The sequence below is a fragment of the Thiothrix sp. genome (assembly GCF_028714775.1).
Taxonomy (GTDB): domain Bacteria; phylum Pseudomonadota; class Gammaproteobacteria; order Thiotrichales; family Thiotrichaceae; genus Thiothrix.
In genome coordinates, this window is record NZ_JAQTLS010000040.1 from 1 (window position 1) to 14,882 (window position 14,882).

General features: G+C 51.7%; 13 protein-coding genes. 11 read left to right on the forward strand and 2 right to left on the reverse strand.

Translation table 11 applies throughout. The features are described from left to right. The coding region (locus PHE17_RS20610) for a glycosyltransferase family 2 protein (RefSeq protein ID WP_301017808.1) at positions 1–1,119 on the forward strand (1,119 nt) is incomplete at its 5' end. 15 nt (positions 1,120–1,134) lie between these two features. Here the strand turns inward: PHE17_RS20610 and PHE17_RS20615 are convergent. Further along, the gene (locus PHE17_RS20615) at positions 1,135–2,022 is read right to left on the reverse strand and encodes a rhodanese-like domain-containing protein (RefSeq protein WP_301017809.1); all 888 of its coding nucleotides are present in this window, start codon (positions 2,020–2,022) and stop codon (positions 1,135–1,137) included. A 178-nt stretch (positions 2,023–2,200) separates the two neighbouring features. Between PHE17_RS20615 and PHE17_RS20620 the strand changes: the two genes are divergently transcribed. The 10 genes from PHE17_RS20620 (at position 2,201) to PHE17_RS20665 (ending at position 12,453) form a co-directional block, all read left to right on the forward strand. Beyond that, positions 2,201–3,421 (forward strand): glycosyltransferase 87 family protein, encoded by a 1,221-nt coding sequence (locus tag PHE17_RS20620; protein WP_301017810.1) that lies wholly within the window; start codon positions 2,201–2,203, stop codon positions 3,419–3,421. A gap of 13 nt (positions 3,422–3,434) precedes the next feature. Beyond that, positions 3,435–4,307, forward strand: a complete 873-nt coding sequence (locus PHE17_RS20625) for a DUF547 domain-containing protein (RefSeq protein ID WP_301017811.1) — start codon at positions 3,435–3,437, stop codon at positions 4,305–4,307. Next, the gene (locus PHE17_RS20630; protein WP_301017812.1) at positions 4,304–5,035 is read left to right on the forward strand and encodes a glycosyltransferase family 2 protein; all 732 of its coding nucleotides are present in this window, start codon (positions 4,304–4,306) and stop codon (positions 5,033–5,035) included. The genes PHE17_RS20625 and PHE17_RS20630 overlap by 4 nt, the downstream gene beginning before the upstream one ends. A gap of 499 nt (positions 5,036–5,534) precedes the next feature. Beyond that, the gene (locus tag PHE17_RS20635; RefSeq protein WP_301017813.1) at positions 5,535–6,188 is read left to right on the forward strand and encodes a c-type cytochrome; all 654 of its coding nucleotides are present in this window, start codon (positions 5,535–5,537) and stop codon (positions 6,186–6,188) included. Between the two features lie 25 nt (positions 6,189–6,213). Then, positions 6,214–6,576, forward strand: coding sequence for a cytochrome c (locus PHE17_RS20640; protein WP_301017814.1), 363 nt, complete (start codon positions 6,214–6,216; stop codon positions 6,574–6,576). A gap of 535 nt (positions 6,577–7,111) precedes the next feature. Beyond that, positions 7,112–9,073 carry a cytochrome ubiquinol oxidase subunit I gene (locus PHE17_RS20645; RefSeq protein ID WP_301017815.1) on the forward strand — a complete coding sequence of 654 codons (1,962 nt, stop codon included), beginning with the start codon at positions 7,112–7,114 and terminating at the stop codon, positions 9,071–9,073. Further along, complete coding sequence (locus tag PHE17_RS20650) at positions 9,070–9,879, forward strand: c-type cytochrome (protein ID WP_301017816.1); 810 nt, start codon at positions 9,070–9,072, stop codon at positions 9,877–9,879. Before PHE17_RS20645 ends, PHE17_RS20650 begins: the two co-directional genes overlap by 4 nt. 2 nt (positions 9,880–9,881) lie before the next feature. Then, positions 9,882–10,661 (forward strand): cytochrome c, encoded by a 780-nt coding sequence (locus PHE17_RS20655; protein WP_301017817.1) that lies wholly within the window; start codon positions 9,882–9,884, stop codon positions 10,659–10,661. A 19-nt stretch (positions 10,662–10,680) separates the two neighbouring features. Then, positions 10,681–12,213 (forward strand): c-type cytochrome, encoded by a 1,533-nt coding sequence (locus PHE17_RS20660; protein ID WP_301017818.1) that lies wholly within the window; start codon positions 10,681–10,683, stop codon positions 12,211–12,213. A gap of 27 nt (positions 12,214–12,240) precedes the next feature. After that, complete coding sequence (locus PHE17_RS20665) at positions 12,241–12,453, forward strand: hypothetical protein (protein ID WP_301017820.1); 213 nt, start codon at positions 12,241–12,243, stop codon at positions 12,451–12,453. 546 nt (positions 12,454–12,999) lie between these two features. Here the strand turns inward: PHE17_RS20665 and PHE17_RS20670 are convergent. Beyond that, positions 13,000–14,010 (reverse strand): transglutaminase-like domain-containing protein, encoded by a 1,011-nt coding sequence (locus PHE17_RS20670; RefSeq protein ID WP_301017821.1) that lies wholly within the window; start codon positions 14,008–14,010, stop codon positions 13,000–13,002. Positions 14,011–14,882 lie beyond the last annotated feature (872 nt).

Here is a 14,882-nt window from a genome sequence, read left to right on the forward strand (position 1 = left end):
TTCAGGCGCGGGCACAGGAAAGGATATAAGGCGGGAGCGCTGCAAGAGGGAATGGCGCATGCGGCAGGCGAATTCATCGCGATTTTCGATGCAGACTTTCTTCCGCAACCCGATTTTCTGGTTCGGACAGTTCCCTGCTTTTCTGACCCGAACATCGGCATGGTCCAGGCGAGGTGGACTTTCTTAAATGCCGAGGCGTCGTGGCTTACTGGCATCCAGTCCCTTTTGCTTAGCCCTCATTTTGGGATTGAACACCGGGTGCGGTGCGGGCGCAACCTGTTTTTTAACTTCAACGGGACGGCAGGCATTTGGCGGCGGAGCGCGATAGAATCCGCCGGCGGTTGGATGGCGGACACGGTGACCGAAGATCTGGACTTAAGCTATCGCGCCCAACTGCAAGGGTGGAAGTTTATCTATCGGGATGACATCGCGGTTCCCTCAGAGCTACCCATTACCCTTGCGGCATTCCGCAGCCAGCAGCAGCGGTGGGCCAAAGGCTCGATACAGACAGCGCGAAAGATACTGCCACGCTTGCTTGCTTCCCCGTTGCCGTTTTCGGTGAAGGTCGAGGCTGCGGCGCATCTCTTGGCAAATCTCGGCTGGCTGCTCGGCGCACTCACAACCCTTACGCTGTATGCAGCCATTACGTGGCGCGTGGGCATCGGGCCATATCAACTGCTGAAGATCGATTTGCCGCTGCTTGCCGGAACCAGTCTCGCCATTTTGATGTACTTCTTCGCGTACATGCTGGTTTGTGGTTCGGCACGCTTGCTGCGGTGGTTGCCGCTACTGCCGGTTTTTGGCATCGGAATGGCACCCAGCATTTCTCTTTCCGTTATCAAGGGAGCTCTGAGCAGCGGCGGCTATTTTGAGCGGACGCCGAAGTTCGGGTTGCAGGGAAGCCAGCCGCCGCCATTGACGGCATTTCTCTATCGTCAGAAGGCCCTTCCATACTTGGCGATGAACTCCCTGTTCTTGTGTTACAGCTTGCTGCCAGTAATTTTTTCGTGGCAAAGGGGAACCTGGCTGGCGATCCCATTTTTGCTGCTCTTCCCTGCCGGCTTCATGCTGGTGATCCTGAAAGACCTTGCCGATATGGCGCAGATCCGTCGGAGTTAACACATCGGAGGCTGATTATTTGGAGGACAGCTTCCACCATGCTTCCATGCCACCTTCATAATTGCGCGCATCGGGCAGCCCCGCAAGTTGATGAACCATCCATGCGTACCCGGAACGGATACCTCCTCGGCAATAATAGACAATCGGCTTGCCGGTATCGACGCCATGGTCTTTCAGCAGCTGTTTGAAAGCTGCGGCATCCAGTGGGCGGCGGTCGTCGCCAGTGTAGAAGTTTGTCCATTCGATATGGATCGCGCCCGGTATTTTCCCAAGCAGCCATTCCATCGTCGAGCGCGTATCGATCAAAACCATCGGGGTTTTCCGCTGCTCAATCTCGGCAGTGGAAATATCCCAGTGGGGCGCGAGGTTGAAATTGTAGGTGGCTTTCTCCCGGTTTTTCGGCGCAGCTGCCGTTACCGCAAGGCCGCCATTCCGCCAAGCCTGGAGGCCGCCATTCAATATGCGGATGGAGCCAGTGTGTCCCAGCCACGCGAACACCCAGCCGGCCCACCCTTCGCCGCCCCAGCTTTTATCGGCGTCGCCGTAAATGACAAGGGGCGTTTTTTCATCGATCCCCATTGCTCCCAGCGCCGCAGCCATCTCCTGCGGGGGCAATACCCGGAATGGCACGCCCTTTTCATCGGTTCTGGTAAAGTTCTCCCATGAAAATGATAATGCGCCGGGGAGGTGACCGGCTTGCCATTCGGACTTGGGCCGGGCATCAAGGACCACATATTTTGCAAGTTCACCGTTCAGGACGGAAGGTTCAATCAGACTCATATTGCCGGCCATTGCGCTTTCTCCCGAGAACAGAATTCCGACCATGATAAATAGTAACGCCAACGACAGTTTCAATCGGAATATTTCAAAAAGGTTTTTCCACTGGTGCATCCCGCTCTGCATCGCATTCTCCTATGGTGTTTTAGCTTTTCAGGCCGATTTTCGTTTGTCTGTTGCCATGCTCGTCGGAGCGTCCGCCCTCATTATGGTGTTTCTATCCATAGCCCTGTATCTGGGGGAAGCGGGGGGGGTAGGCTGGTCTCCGCGTACGATTATAATCGTAGCCGTTGCATTTCGGCTCATGTTCCTGTTTCGTTTGCCGGAGCTTTCCGACGATATCTACCGCTATCTCTGGGATGGACTGACGGTTTTACACGGCAACAACCCGTATGCGCTCGCCCCATCGGGCGCGAAACCTTTTTCAGCCGAGTCCGCCGCGCTGCTCGGCCATGTCAATCACCCGCATCTGGTTACTATTTACCCCCCTGCAGCGCAAGTTTTCTTTGCCATTGGCGCATTTCTTGGCGGCATTTTGGGAATAAAAGCCGTGCTTATCGCCTTGGATATTGCCGTTTGTGCCGTCATGTTGCGCCTTCTTTCATGGATGAAAATGCCGCCGTCGCGGGCGGTGCTTTATGCCTGGCATCCGCTGCCCATTCTGGAAATTGCCTCTTCAGGGCACATCGATGGCGCAGGAATTTTTTTGTTGATGCTGGCGTTCATGCTGTTGTTTCCTCCGCGTGATGACCCGAATTTTCACGCCTCCAACAATTGGGCAGTACCTGCGGCGGCAGGTCTCGTATTTTCGATTGCCATGCTGGTCAAACTATTTCCGCTGGTGTTCTTGCCCATATTGCTTTTTCTGGCGGGCAGGAAAGGAAGGGGGCCGTTTATTATCGGGGTCGTTAGTGGCACCGCCGCGCTGTCAATCCCCTTTCTTCCCGGCCTTTCCAATATGTTCACTACGCTGGATATCTACGTGCGTAATTGGGAATTCGCGGGATTCGCATTTCAGTCGCTGCATGAGATATTCCCATCCGGTGGCACGGCCCGGCAGATACTTGCGGTTTCATTTCTTCTGATAACGGCTACTTTGTATGCATCACTGTTCCGCAAACGTGAAAACCCGGCGGAAGAGGTTTGCACCCCATCGCTTTTTCCGGAGGCTTTCAAGACAGCTTATTGCGTCGCACTGGCTTTCCTGTTGCTTACGCCGACACTTCACCCGTGGTACGCGCTTTATTTGGCCTGTCTTCTGCCATTCGTTTCTGGAACCGCCGGGCTGGTGATGACATGGGCAGTGCTGCTCTCCTACCGCGTGCTGATTAACTTCACACTTCTTGGAACATGGGAGGATAAAGACGCCATACCCGCCATTATCTGGGTGGCTACCATTGGCGCGGCGCTTCTAAGCTGGCTGGTTCGAAAGAGGCTGCTTGATTTTTTCGGCGAGGAGCAATCGCTACGGTTGCCGGAGAGTGCTAATAGCCGGCAACAACCCATGTCCGCCAATTACGATTGACAAAGACGGGTGGGTGGTCAAACAATCAACATTGGCAGTAACAGGGTCGGTTGCAGCCAACCTTTCCAAAATTTATATGAACCGTGGCAAATTTATGGTGTTGCTGGCTGCCTGCCAACCCCGAATGAAGCGATGCTGGCAAGCGTCAGTTATCGCGGCTCTGTTTTTGGTGTGCCTGCCGATGTCGCTGTATGCGTTCGATTTTAGCCAGTGGGACGCGATCCTTAAAAAAAATACGCGGCCATCGAATTACGAAGGCATCGGTTATACCGGCTTCGATTATGCAGCCATCCTCAAATCGCGTGAGTTCGACAAACTCGTCGATGGTTTGGGGTCATATTCCCCGGAAGAGCTTCGCGGGACAGAAGAGAAACTGGCATTTTGGATAAATGTCTACAATATATTCGCGGTGAAGCTGGTGCGCGATCATTGCCCTGTCATTTGTATCAAGGAGGTGGGAAACTTTATTTCCCCGGTGTGGGAGGTGCCGGCGGGAAAAGTCGGCGGCAGAATGTATTCCCTTAACGATATTGAGCACAAAATACTTCGCCCGATGAATGAACCGGCCATCCACTTCGCCCTCGTATGCGCCTCCGTTTCATGCCCAGATCTGCTGCCAGAAGCGTACATGGCAGCCGCGTTAAAAAGTCAGATGAAATCGCAGGTTAACCGGTTCCTCGAAAACAGGGAAAAAGGGATGCGGGTAGACAGGAAAAATAAGACGGTGCATCTTTCGAAGATTTTCGACTGGTATGAGGATGATTTCAAAGAAGCTGGCGGTATTGTCGGTTTTCTCAACAGCGAACGGGGTGGCAGTCGGAATATTCCTCCGGACTATGCGATAAAGTACCTGCCCTACAACTGGGATTTGAATACCGTACGATGAACAGCCCGGTTCCCTCGTTCAGCTTCATCGTTCCCGCGCTCAACGAAGAGAAGAGCCTTCATGCCGTCATGGAGGAGATCGCTTCTGTTGCAGGGAAGGGCGGCGTACTTGATTACGAAGTTATTGTGATTGACGATGGCAGCACCGACGGAACCGTTGCTGCGGTTGCGGGACTCGTTGCCCAATATGGCAATATCAAATTTGTACGCAATGAAACCAGGAAAGGGGTCGGCAAAAGTTTTCTGGCGGGTGTTGCCATTGCCCAAAAAGATTACTGCCTCATTGTGCCAGGCGATAACGAGTTTGATCTGGGGTTTTTCCCCGGCGCAATAGCCGCACTTTCCGCCGGGGGATCGAATTTTATTGTTACTTACCTATTAAACCCGTGGCTGCGTCCATACCATCGGCGCGTCATATCTTTCCTGTACCTTTATGTATTCAATTTCCTGTTCCGGACGGATTTCAGATACACCAACGGTATTGTTATCTATCCAGCCGATTGGATCCGTTCGACGAAACTGCTATCGGCGGGATACACCTTTCAGAGCGAGGCACTTTTAAAGGCATGCCGTGAAGGCAAGCGATTTGCCCACGCGGGCATGAATATTCGTCCCCGTGCTCACGGCAAGTCCAAGATATTCTCCTTCGGCGTGATGGCGGAAGTCATGGCCTCGTTGGCGCGGATAAAGCAGGCTGATCGCCAAGAGCCTCCGACAATAAACGAATAGGCAATCATAACCTCAGCGGATTCCATGTCCCTCCAATTGGACGAAAGGGTGGCTGAAAGCCAGCGGAGTGAAAGAGTGTAGTTGTTGCCTGGTGGTTTGTTGCTGGGGTGCTAAATTGGTTCCGGTTCATACGGTTTGTGTAATACCGGCATGGCTTCCACTGAAGAAATGGAAAATTCTGTCAAATCAAGCGAAGCCACCTCAGTAGTTGACGTAGATCAAAAAGCAGGGGGGTTGTTATGCTATATTTTCGCTATATTGCGTTGCGATATCTTATCAAAGGAAGTCGCGAAGTTGTATGGCCAGTATGCCTGCGAGCTTAAAACCACACTGGTAAAGCGGTGTGCGGTGGTAGCGCTAAGCAAGTTGGGTTGTTGGCTTGGGTGTCCCAAAAAACACCTAAAATTATTAAAAATAATAATTAATAACAATAATAAGTTTTGTTGCTTTAGTTTGTTTGATTTGAATCCACAGAAATTAATATAGGAAGGAGTGCGATATGAGACTACTAGCAGTCACCGTTTCCCTTGGGGCGGCTTTGCTGGTTATGGCGACAGCACCTAGCTACGCAGCTGGTGGGGATGCTATTTTCAAGAAAAGTTGTGCGAGCTGTCATTACACTGATGGCCCGGCAAAGGAGAAGACAATATCAGACCAGTTGGCAAAGAAGGGCCCTGAGCTATTTTATGCCGGCAGCAAATTCAAGAAGGATTGGCTTGCAGCATGGTTGCAAAACCCTAAGCCGATACGTCCAATGAAATATAACTCGCTCTCTGAAGTTAATAAGGGTGATCATCCCAAGATGTCGGCTGGAGATGCGGCTGCGGTTACGGATTTCCTGATGGGTTTGACCTCGCCAGAGGTTAAGGCGGGAGTAATTAAGCCTGCTGAGTCCGCGCAGGCCAAGGCTATCTTTGGTAAAAAAATGCCTTGTACCGGATGTCACGAGTATTCAGTGAAGGGTGAAGTGCACGGCGGAAAGAGTGGACCTAGCTTGGTTGGTGCCGGCAAGAGGTTGAATCCTGACTGGGTATACGCCTATTTGGCAAATATCAAGGTATTCAAGCCGGTTCGGGATATGCCGGACTTTGCCAGCGTGCTTAATCCGAAAGATCTGGAGAATGTAGCGGCGTATATTGCTACTTTCGAGTAAAGCGAATAAACGGAGGGATAAACTCATGTCGAGATTTGTAATAGTAACCGCCATGGCGCTTGGTTTGGCCTTGGGTGTAGTGGGTTCCGCGCAGGCGGCAGACTCAAAGCAGGTGTTTGATTTCTATTGCGCCCAGTGTCACGGGGTCAATGGTGATGGCAAGGGCATTAATGTCACGAAAGATTTTGCCACAGATCCACGCAATTTCACTGTCACAGCTGATATGGAGAAACGTTCCGATGAAGATATCAGGGGTGTGATCAAGGACGGTGGCCCGTCCATCAGCAAATCGCCATTGATGCCACCTTGGGGTGCAACCCTGTCTGCGGCGGAAGTGGATGGGCTGCTGGCCTATATCCGGACGATGTGCAAGTGCAAGGGTAAATAAGGTACGCGACCGGAATGAAATATCTGAACAAAAAGTATCTCGCTGACAGTCTCATTTTTTCCGGGATGCTGGTGAATGTTATCTTCATTTGCTTGATCATGTATTTCTATATCTTATAGTTGTAGTTGGTAAGGCGGGACCAAAAAGGGGGGGAAGGCTCCCCTTTTTGGGGATTTTTGCATCCGTAACGAGCAGATAAACCGATGAAAGAAGGGCTGGGACATGAGCGCTGATGAATGCAATACGGAAGAATGTGGAACATCGAAGTACCCTTGGGTGGGGCCGGCATTTTTTGTGTCGGTTCTGATTGCGGTTATTGTTTTTTTTGTATGGTTTTTAAAGGCGTAACGACATGAAAGCTTATCTTTTACCGTTCGTGGGTGCCTTCATTGTCTTTGGCATCGTATTTTTTGCCTTGGATTTCTCAATAATGAAGCTCCAGGGATTGACGCTGGTGTATCACCATTAAGGGTGTGTCACCAAACAGGGAGTAGATCTTGCTAAAACGGAACATCAGAATAATCGGGAGTAGATCTTGCTAATACGGAATATAAAATTAATCGGCGGGGCATTTTTACTGGCTGTTTTAGCCACGTTTATGTTGCCAGCCTTCATGCCTGCCGCGAACGCAGCCGAGGCAGCAGCGTCCGCAGCAGCGCCAGCGTCCGAGGCTCCTGCGGCAGCTTCAGCAGCGGCTCCTGCTCCTGCTCCTGCGGCAGCGCCAGCGTCCGAGGCGGCAGCGGCCCCTGCGGCGGCTTCAGCAGCATCGGCCCCTGCGGCAGCTAAAACGGATGCCGCGCCGGACGCAAAGGCGGGAATTTCAGTGCCTGTGCCAAAATTAACTGAGGCGGATTACCCTGCTATCAAGGGAGTAAATTCCCGAGTGATGGTCTGGCTCGTGGCTCAGTTGCACCTCTGGTTCGGGGCGTTTGTTGTAGCGGTGCCGATGTTCGTGTTTATCATTGAATCCATCGGTATGATGACTCGCGATGAGCGCTATGACAACATGGCCTATGAGTTTATCAAGGTCAGTATTACTGCCTATTCGCTCACAGCGATTCTGGGCGGTTTGCTATCCTTCGGGCTGATCCTTTTTTATCCGGATCTGTTTAAGTATATGGCCTTGATCTTCAAAGAAAGCATGTTTGCGTACGCGTTGCTGTTCTTTGCTGAGAGTGCGGTCTTGTACATCTACTATTACGGATGGCACTGGCTCCAGGGCGGAAACAAGAAATGGGTGCACCTGACGTTCGGGCTGTTGCTCAATGCGGTCGGTATTCAGTTGATGTTCCTAGCTAATGCCTGGACAACCTTCATGATGAGTCCGGCTGGCTTGGATGCGTCGAATGTGTTCCACGGGGATACATGGGCTGCGATTCATAACTTCTTGTGGAACCCGATCAACATCCACCGGGTAGTGGCCAACGTAGCGTATGGCGGTTCGATTGTCGGCGCCTATGCAGCCTTCAAGTTCCTCAGCGCGAAGAACAAGGACGAACGCGCCCATTATGACTGGGTTGGTTATAACGCCAACTTCATCGCGATTGCGGCGCTGTTGCCTTTGCCTTTTGCTGGTTATTACCTCACAGCAGAAATTTATGCCTATAGCCAACAGATGGGTATAACCCTGATGGGAGGCGCGTTCGCATGGATATTTATCATTCAGGCGGTGTTGATCGGCGCTCTGTTCCTGTCGGCCAACTACTATCTCTGGTGTGGCATGGGTCGCAGCGAAGGCGCATATCGCTACAACCCCAGAATCAAGTACATTGCTATTGTTCTGGTGGCAGCCTTCCTGGTGTGGTTTACGCCGCACACTCTGGTGCTCACCAACTCCGAGCTCAAGAGCCTCGGCGGACCATACCATAAGTACTTGGGTGTGTTTGGTATCATGCCGGCCAAGAACACTGCGGTGAACTTCCTGCTCACGTTTACCTTCATGAGCTTCATGTTCTATCGGCGCGCGAATAAAATCGCCACTGTATCTTGGGCGACAGCTGGCAACGCGGCGCAGATTGCACTGTTTACCGTGGGTTTGATCAATATCGTCGTACTGGGTGTTTATTACGGCTATTTCACCAACACGGTGTATAAGGTGGCTGCTTCGATACCTCAGGTTCTGACCACACTGATCATCATCATTACCAGCACGGTAATAGACTCGCTGATGTACAAGGGCGCAAAAGATGTGGCGCCGTTGCACTGGGGACGTATGTCCAACCGGTCGCAGTACGCACTGTTCCTGCTGGCCGTGTCTTTCACTTGGCTGATGGGTTTGATGGGCTACGTCCGTTCCGGTATTCGCCAGCACTGGCACGTGTCCAATGTTTTCCGCGATGCCTCTCCCGATGCCTATACGCCGGATTTAGGTTATGCGGCCAACGTCGTATCGGCCGGTACAATAATATTCATGGCCATGGTTATCTTTGTCTTCTGGTTGAGCACGATTAGCGGCAAGCATGTGGTAGCCAAAGGTTATTGGAAGGAACAAGCATGATCAATTTTTTAAAAGTTGCCTTTTTTAGCGTATTGATGGTTGGTGGATTTTGGGGGTATTCTAATTTCGGCATCCCGCAGATCAAGCCAGCGCCGCCGCCCGTTGAGGAAAAGCTGGATCTCGGCGCGATGACCATGGATCAATTCGTCGCATTGGGTGGAACGATTTTTAACGGCAAGGGTACTTGCACGCTGTGCCACAATAAAATGGGTCGCGCGCCAATGCTGGACAAGATCGGTACCGTAGCACCCGAGCGTTTGAAGGATGCCCGTTACAAAGGCACGGCAAAGACGATCGAAGAGTACCTGCATGAGTCATTGACGAAGCCGTCGGCCTTTGTTGTTGCCGGTTTTGGCAAGTCAGGCAGCAACGATACCGAGAGCCCGATGCCTGATGTTACGGGTGGCGGGATTGGACTCAATGAGGCTGAGCTCGCGGCGGTCATTGCCTACCTGCAGGATTCGGGTGGCGCAGAAGTGACGGTCACCATCCCGGCGATGCCTGCGGCTGGTGCAGCAGCTCCCAAGGCAGAGGAAGCAGCTCCGCTGAAAACGGCTCAAGAGGTTATCGCTAAATATGGTTGCGGCGCCTGTCATAAGGTTGCGGATCAGACCGGCGAGATAGGGCCAAATCTTACCAAGCTTGGCGCAACGAAGAACAAGGACTATATCAGGCAAGCATTGCTCGATCCAGATGCGGTTATTGCAAAAGGATTCCCAGGAGGCATGATGCCCAAGACATACGGTGAGCAAATGAAAGCGCAGGAGCTTGAGATGCTGGTTAATTACTTGGCAGGGTTGAAATAATCATGACACAGAAAAGACGCATTCCCCGTTTGTTGCAACTCGCCCTGATAGTGATAGGGGTGTATTTCAGCTTTGTTTTAGTGTTTGATGTGGCGCTGCACCAGTTGATCCCCAAGAGCCTGCTCACTATGTATATGTTGTTCGTGGTGGCAGGGGTGATGATGGTGTTCACCTTTACCGAGGAGGGAGCTCAGGAATTAGTAGGCCCCATCAAAGCCTTGGTTGAGGATCCATCCAAGAAAATGGTGCGCAATATTGTGTTTGTGATCGTGCCGCTGCTGGCTGGTTATTATACATACACAAAAATGGTGCCAAGTTTCGAGGCACCGATGGAGTTGCGCACCATTCACCCTGCGCCGCCAGGCAAGTTCAAGGCGTTTGGCAAGAGTTTTAACCTGACAACTCTGGAAAATCCCTACCGGAAATTTCAGAAGGAAGATCCGGCAAAGTTCGCCGAATTGGTCAAGGCAGGCGGTAACGTTTACATCCAGAATTGCCAGTACTGTCACGGTGATAAATTGGATGGCAGAGGGCCATATGCATCTGGCCTGAACCCAACCCCGCTTAACTTCCAGGACGTTGGCACGATTGCGCAGTTGCAGGAATCCTTCCTGTTCTGGCGCATTGCCACCGGTGGACCAGGCCTGCCTGCTGAGGCTGCTCCGTGGATTTCATCAATGCCGGTCTGGCAAAATTTCTTGACTGAGGATGAGATATGGAAAGTAATTCTGTTCCTGTATGACTATACCGGCAGATCACCAAGGTCGTGGGCAAATGAATAATCGGCGATTAGGAAAAATAATGAGTTCAGTCAATAAAATAGCTCTCCTAGCTTTCTGTACCGCGTTATTTATGGCGGGGTCAGCAGCAGCGAAACCTGGTACTGCTGCGAAGGGCAAGGAAATATACGATAAGCGTTGCACATGGTGTCATGGTGCGGAAGGCGATGGGGGTGGGGCAGCTAAAGATCGGCTCAACCCTCCTCCGCGTGATTTCACGTCAGGCAACTACAAGATCAGAAGCTCAGATTTTGCAGACCCGACGCCCAATGACGACGACGTGTTCCGCATGATACGCGACGGCATGCCGGGCACCGCGATGCCGGGCTGGAGTGATTTGCTTGCCGAACAGGATATGTGGGACCTCGTGGCTTACGTCAAATCTTTTGCCAAATACGAGAAGCCTCCCGCAAAGCAGGTGGAATACGGCACGCAGATCGCAAGTTCGGCTGAAAGCATCGAGAAGGGCAAGAAGCTGTTTGAAGATGGCGACCGTTGCGTGGAATGCCATGGCAAGACAGGCAAGGGCAGTGCAAGCAAGCGTCTCAAAGGAGATGCCGGTGAGCGCACTTGGCCGCGCAATCTGACCAAGCCATGGACTTTCCGCGGCAGTAACGATCCAAAGGATATTTACACGCGAATTTCCACGGGCATTGCTGGTACGGAGATGCCATCCTTCGCCGATCCAAAGAGCAAAAAGAAGCTTACTGACGAAGAGCGCTGGCACGTAGCTAACTATGTGGCATCTTTGGCCAAGACCGATAAGAAGGTCAATGCAGAGAATACCGTAATCAAGGCGGACATGGTGGAGGGCGAACTGCCTAACACTCCGGAGGATGAGCGTTGGGAGAAAACAACACCCACCACTTTCTACACGGTTCCGCAGATTATCGGCGGAGAGCGTTATTTCACGCCTTCCAACGACACCATCACAGTTCGGGCGATGTATAACAACAAGATGGTTGCGATGCTGCTGGAGTGGGATGACCGCACCAAGAGTATTCCCGGGGATGATAATGCGGAGAAGCTCGCTGATGCACCGATTGCAGAAGATGGCGTCGCAGTACAATTGCCGGTTGTGATTCCTCATGAAATGAAGAAGCCTTATTTCGGCATGGGTGATGCGGCAAATCCGGTAAATATCTGGCATTGGAAGAGCGGTACCAAGGACGCAGCAGAGACCATCAATCTTCTCAGCAGCAAGGGGTTCAAGGAGATCGAGAAGCGCGATGCGGCTGGAGTCGGGCTCAAGGCAAAGGCTATTTATAGCGATGGAACCTGGAAAGTAATAATGACTCGGCCACTTACAACTTCCGCGGCGGACAAGGATATCCAGTTCGTCGAGGGCAAGTTTATCCCGGTTGCATTTGCAGCTTGGGACGGCAGCAATAACGGCGAAAAGGGTTCAAAGCACACCATGACTACCTGGTACTGGCTGTTGTTAAAGCCAGCAACCGGCTCTAAGCCGCTCATTACTGCGCTGGCGATCGCTGGTCTGTTCTTGGGTGGCCTGCTCTGGTGGGCACGTAGCGCCACCAAAAAACCAGCTGCCTGATAGTTCAAAGTTATAAGGGCACAAAATATGGAAGCTGAGTTTATTGAGCGAGGGGTGAAGACCAAGCTGATTGGTTTTATCATCATGGTCTTAGGTTTGTTGGATTGCCTGTTGAACTTGCGTGGCGGGTTACCAGCCTACGAACAATATCTTGGCGTCATTTTATTAGGGGCATGCGTGTTTGCCATCGGTGCGGTTCGCGGCGGACGGAGGTCGTCTGCCGTGGCAGCAAAAGTATAAGCAACTGGATACTTCTGTATACCTTCAAGGAGCGCACCACCGTTATCAATAGCACAGATAATCAGCGATTCTAGTAATCTTGAAAAATAAGGGCGCAATTTTCATTGCGCCCTTATTCATTTTGATTCCAGCGAAGGACTGTCCAGCTGTAGTTCCAGTATGACTGCCGCCATTCCCTTCACGGCTCAGCGTGGACGGCCATGCTTGTGGGGGTGATAGAGCGGCTTAAGCCGCGTTTACCAAGCCATCCTCTGTAGGTTCAGCAAGCGGCCAATGCCGCTCACGCGGGTTCCCGCACTGCTGGATTATCCGGCTTCAAGCTATAAAAGCAGTTCAGCTGCGGATGTACACGAGTTATCAATAAGTTGATATTCCATTCTGGCGAACGGGGTATTTTCAGCAGCGATATTGCTATGATTGAAAAATGAGTCGCTCCTTTTCCCGCTTCAGGGGATCAAGGATTGGGCGGGGCAAACGACTAGCTCAACCCCCCCACCTGCAAAACAAGCAGGTAAGAGATGGTCATTTCAACTGTCGTTTCTGTAATCAATGCGCCTTAAACTTGACCTTGAATTTCAGGTCGGTCTGAGCCGCCAACCATTCAAGCGATTTTCCATTTACCTCAGCATAGGGATACATGAAGTAGTTCAGCGGGCCATCATTCTGGCGCGGGTTCAGGTAGTAGCCTCTTCCGCCCCTTGCCAGCGCAATTCTGTATGGGTCAACGCCACCAAAATAATAATCAATTTTGTCTTGCGCGCCCTTGAGGTCGAGTTTGTCCACCAACATGGCTTTTCTGACATCAGCGGCATCCGCTGGCACCCAGCCGTAGCCGGGTACGTAAAACTCGGCCCAGCAATGGTGTCCACCGGTCATATCCTCATCATCTTTCTTTCCCAGCCTGAGGCCGAAGACCTCACGCGCCGGCACCCCGGCTGCCCTTGCAACCGAAACAAAAACCGAGCTTATATCAGCACACTTTCCGCCCTTCTTCGCAATCACTTTTTCAACTTCGCCGGTGCCGCAGCCCTTGACATCAGGATCTCTAACGGTGTTTTCAATAACCCACTGGTAAACAGCCCGCGCCTTTTCGCTAATCTTCTGCTTGCTATTGGTTACGCTGAGAGCGATTTCCTTGACCTTGCCATCTGTCGGAATGAACGCGGTGCTCTTGAGGTACTCGTTGATCTCAACTGGAATGGCAGGCTCCACGGCGGGGAAATCTCTCTTTATCAATTCCCTGGCGGTAGCATCAAAGGTCAGTGTAATGGCACGGTCCTTGGTGGGTGTTGTCCACTCGGCATAAAGGGCAAGGTTGCCCGTTTCCTTCTCGCCGTAGACGCCGCTTTGAGTGAAGTTGCCGCTTATTCTGACATTGGATATATCCTGTTCATTGTTCGAGACAGGATAAGGAATCCAGACCCTGACATCTTTACTGTCATCCGGGGCCGCGATGGTGACGCTAAGTTCGACCTCACCGCTCCTGTCCTTGGCCACCGCGAAAGCGGGGGAAATAAACAGCGCAAATAGAAACACCCATAATATCCGTGCAAACATTTCAAACTCCTTTCATGCAATTAAAAAAACAACATAGAACAGCAATTTTTATTCGAATTCAGACTCTCGTGCTTAAGGTCAAGTTTGAGTTTTTTTGACAATGCGACGACAAGGTTGCGATCAACATCATCACTGCAGCTTATTGTTAATCCGCTGACATTCCGGTGGTATTTGAGTACACCGGCTACGAGGCTGGTTATCCTCGTTAACCCTGAGTTGCCCGCTTCCTTTGATGCAAAGCAATCCACCCGAACATGCCCTTTGGGTCGTGATGTAAGGCGCTGAACAGTGAAGAGCGTGTGGTCCAACTAAAGAGCGGCGCGCAGCAATTCCAATTCGTTGCCGGATTTTTCAAAATGAGACATGGCTACCCCTGTCAAATACAAAAAATGCACGGCACGAACTCGCGAAAGACGGCAGAAGATGATGGTCACGTCAAACCCCGTTGTGGAATTTGCGCGTATGGAAAGCTCCGGCAACTCGATTGTGCGACAGATTCGTCGCGCACGGTCAGAGCTTCGCACCTCATAGGATCTGCAGACCTGCTCGTTGGCAGCGCTTTAGATACGGTACATTCCGTCGTACTCAAAACAGGCCAGCCACACTCAGACCGTCAGGCCCGGCTCGTCCTTCGAAAGAAAGATAAGACGGCGTTACGGCGAGCCAACCAAGAATCAATACGGCAGCGAGGCGTAGCCTAGCATACTCGGCTGTTTGTGGGAATTCAGCCAATTCCTTCTGTCAGAGCAAAGTTGTAATGTCCCCTTCCAGCAAAGTAGAAATGTCCCCTTTTGATTTTTGTGAGGGAGTCATGGAAGAGGGGATCGTTACGATGAGCAAGAAGGAGCTGACACGGCTTGAGGTTATGCAGC

Coding starts and splice junctions, on each gene's coding strand:
- PHE17_RS20615 (WP_301017809.1), bottom strand. CDS start 2,022: ATGCAGAGCGGGATGCACCAGTGGAAAAACCTTTTTGAAATATTCCGA.
- PHE17_RS20620 (WP_301017810.1), top strand. CDS start 2,201: ATGTTCCTGTTTCGTTTGCCGGAGCTTTCCGACGATATCTACCGCTAT.
- PHE17_RS20630 (WP_301017812.1), top strand. CDS start 4,304: ATGAACAGCCCGGTTCCCTCGTTCAGCTTCATCGTTCCCGCGCTCAAC.
- PHE17_RS20635 (WP_301017813.1), top strand. CDS start 5,535: ATGAGACTACTAGCAGTCACCGTTTCCCTTGGGGCGGCTTTGCTGGTT.
- PHE17_RS20640 (WP_301017814.1), top strand. CDS start 6,214: ATGTCGAGATTTGTAATAGTAACCGCCATGGCGCTTGGTTTGGCCTTG.
- PHE17_RS20650 (WP_301017816.1), top strand. CDS start 9,070: ATGATCAATTTTTTAAAAGTTGCCTTTTTTAGCGTATTGATGGTTGGT.
- PHE17_RS20655 (WP_301017817.1), top strand. CDS start 9,882: ATGACACAGAAAAGACGCATTCCCCGTTTGTTGCAACTCGCCCTGATA.
- PHE17_RS20660 (WP_301017818.1), top strand. CDS start 10,681: ATGAGTTCAGTCAATAAAATAGCTCTCCTAGCTTTCTGTACCGCGTTA.
- PHE17_RS20665 (WP_301017820.1), top strand. CDS start 12,241: ATGGAAGCTGAGTTTATTGAGCGAGGGGTGAAGACCAAGCTGATTGGT.
- PHE17_RS20670 (WP_301017821.1), bottom strand. CDS start 14,010: ATGTTTGCACGGATATTATGGGTGTTTCTATTTGCGCTGTTTATTTCC.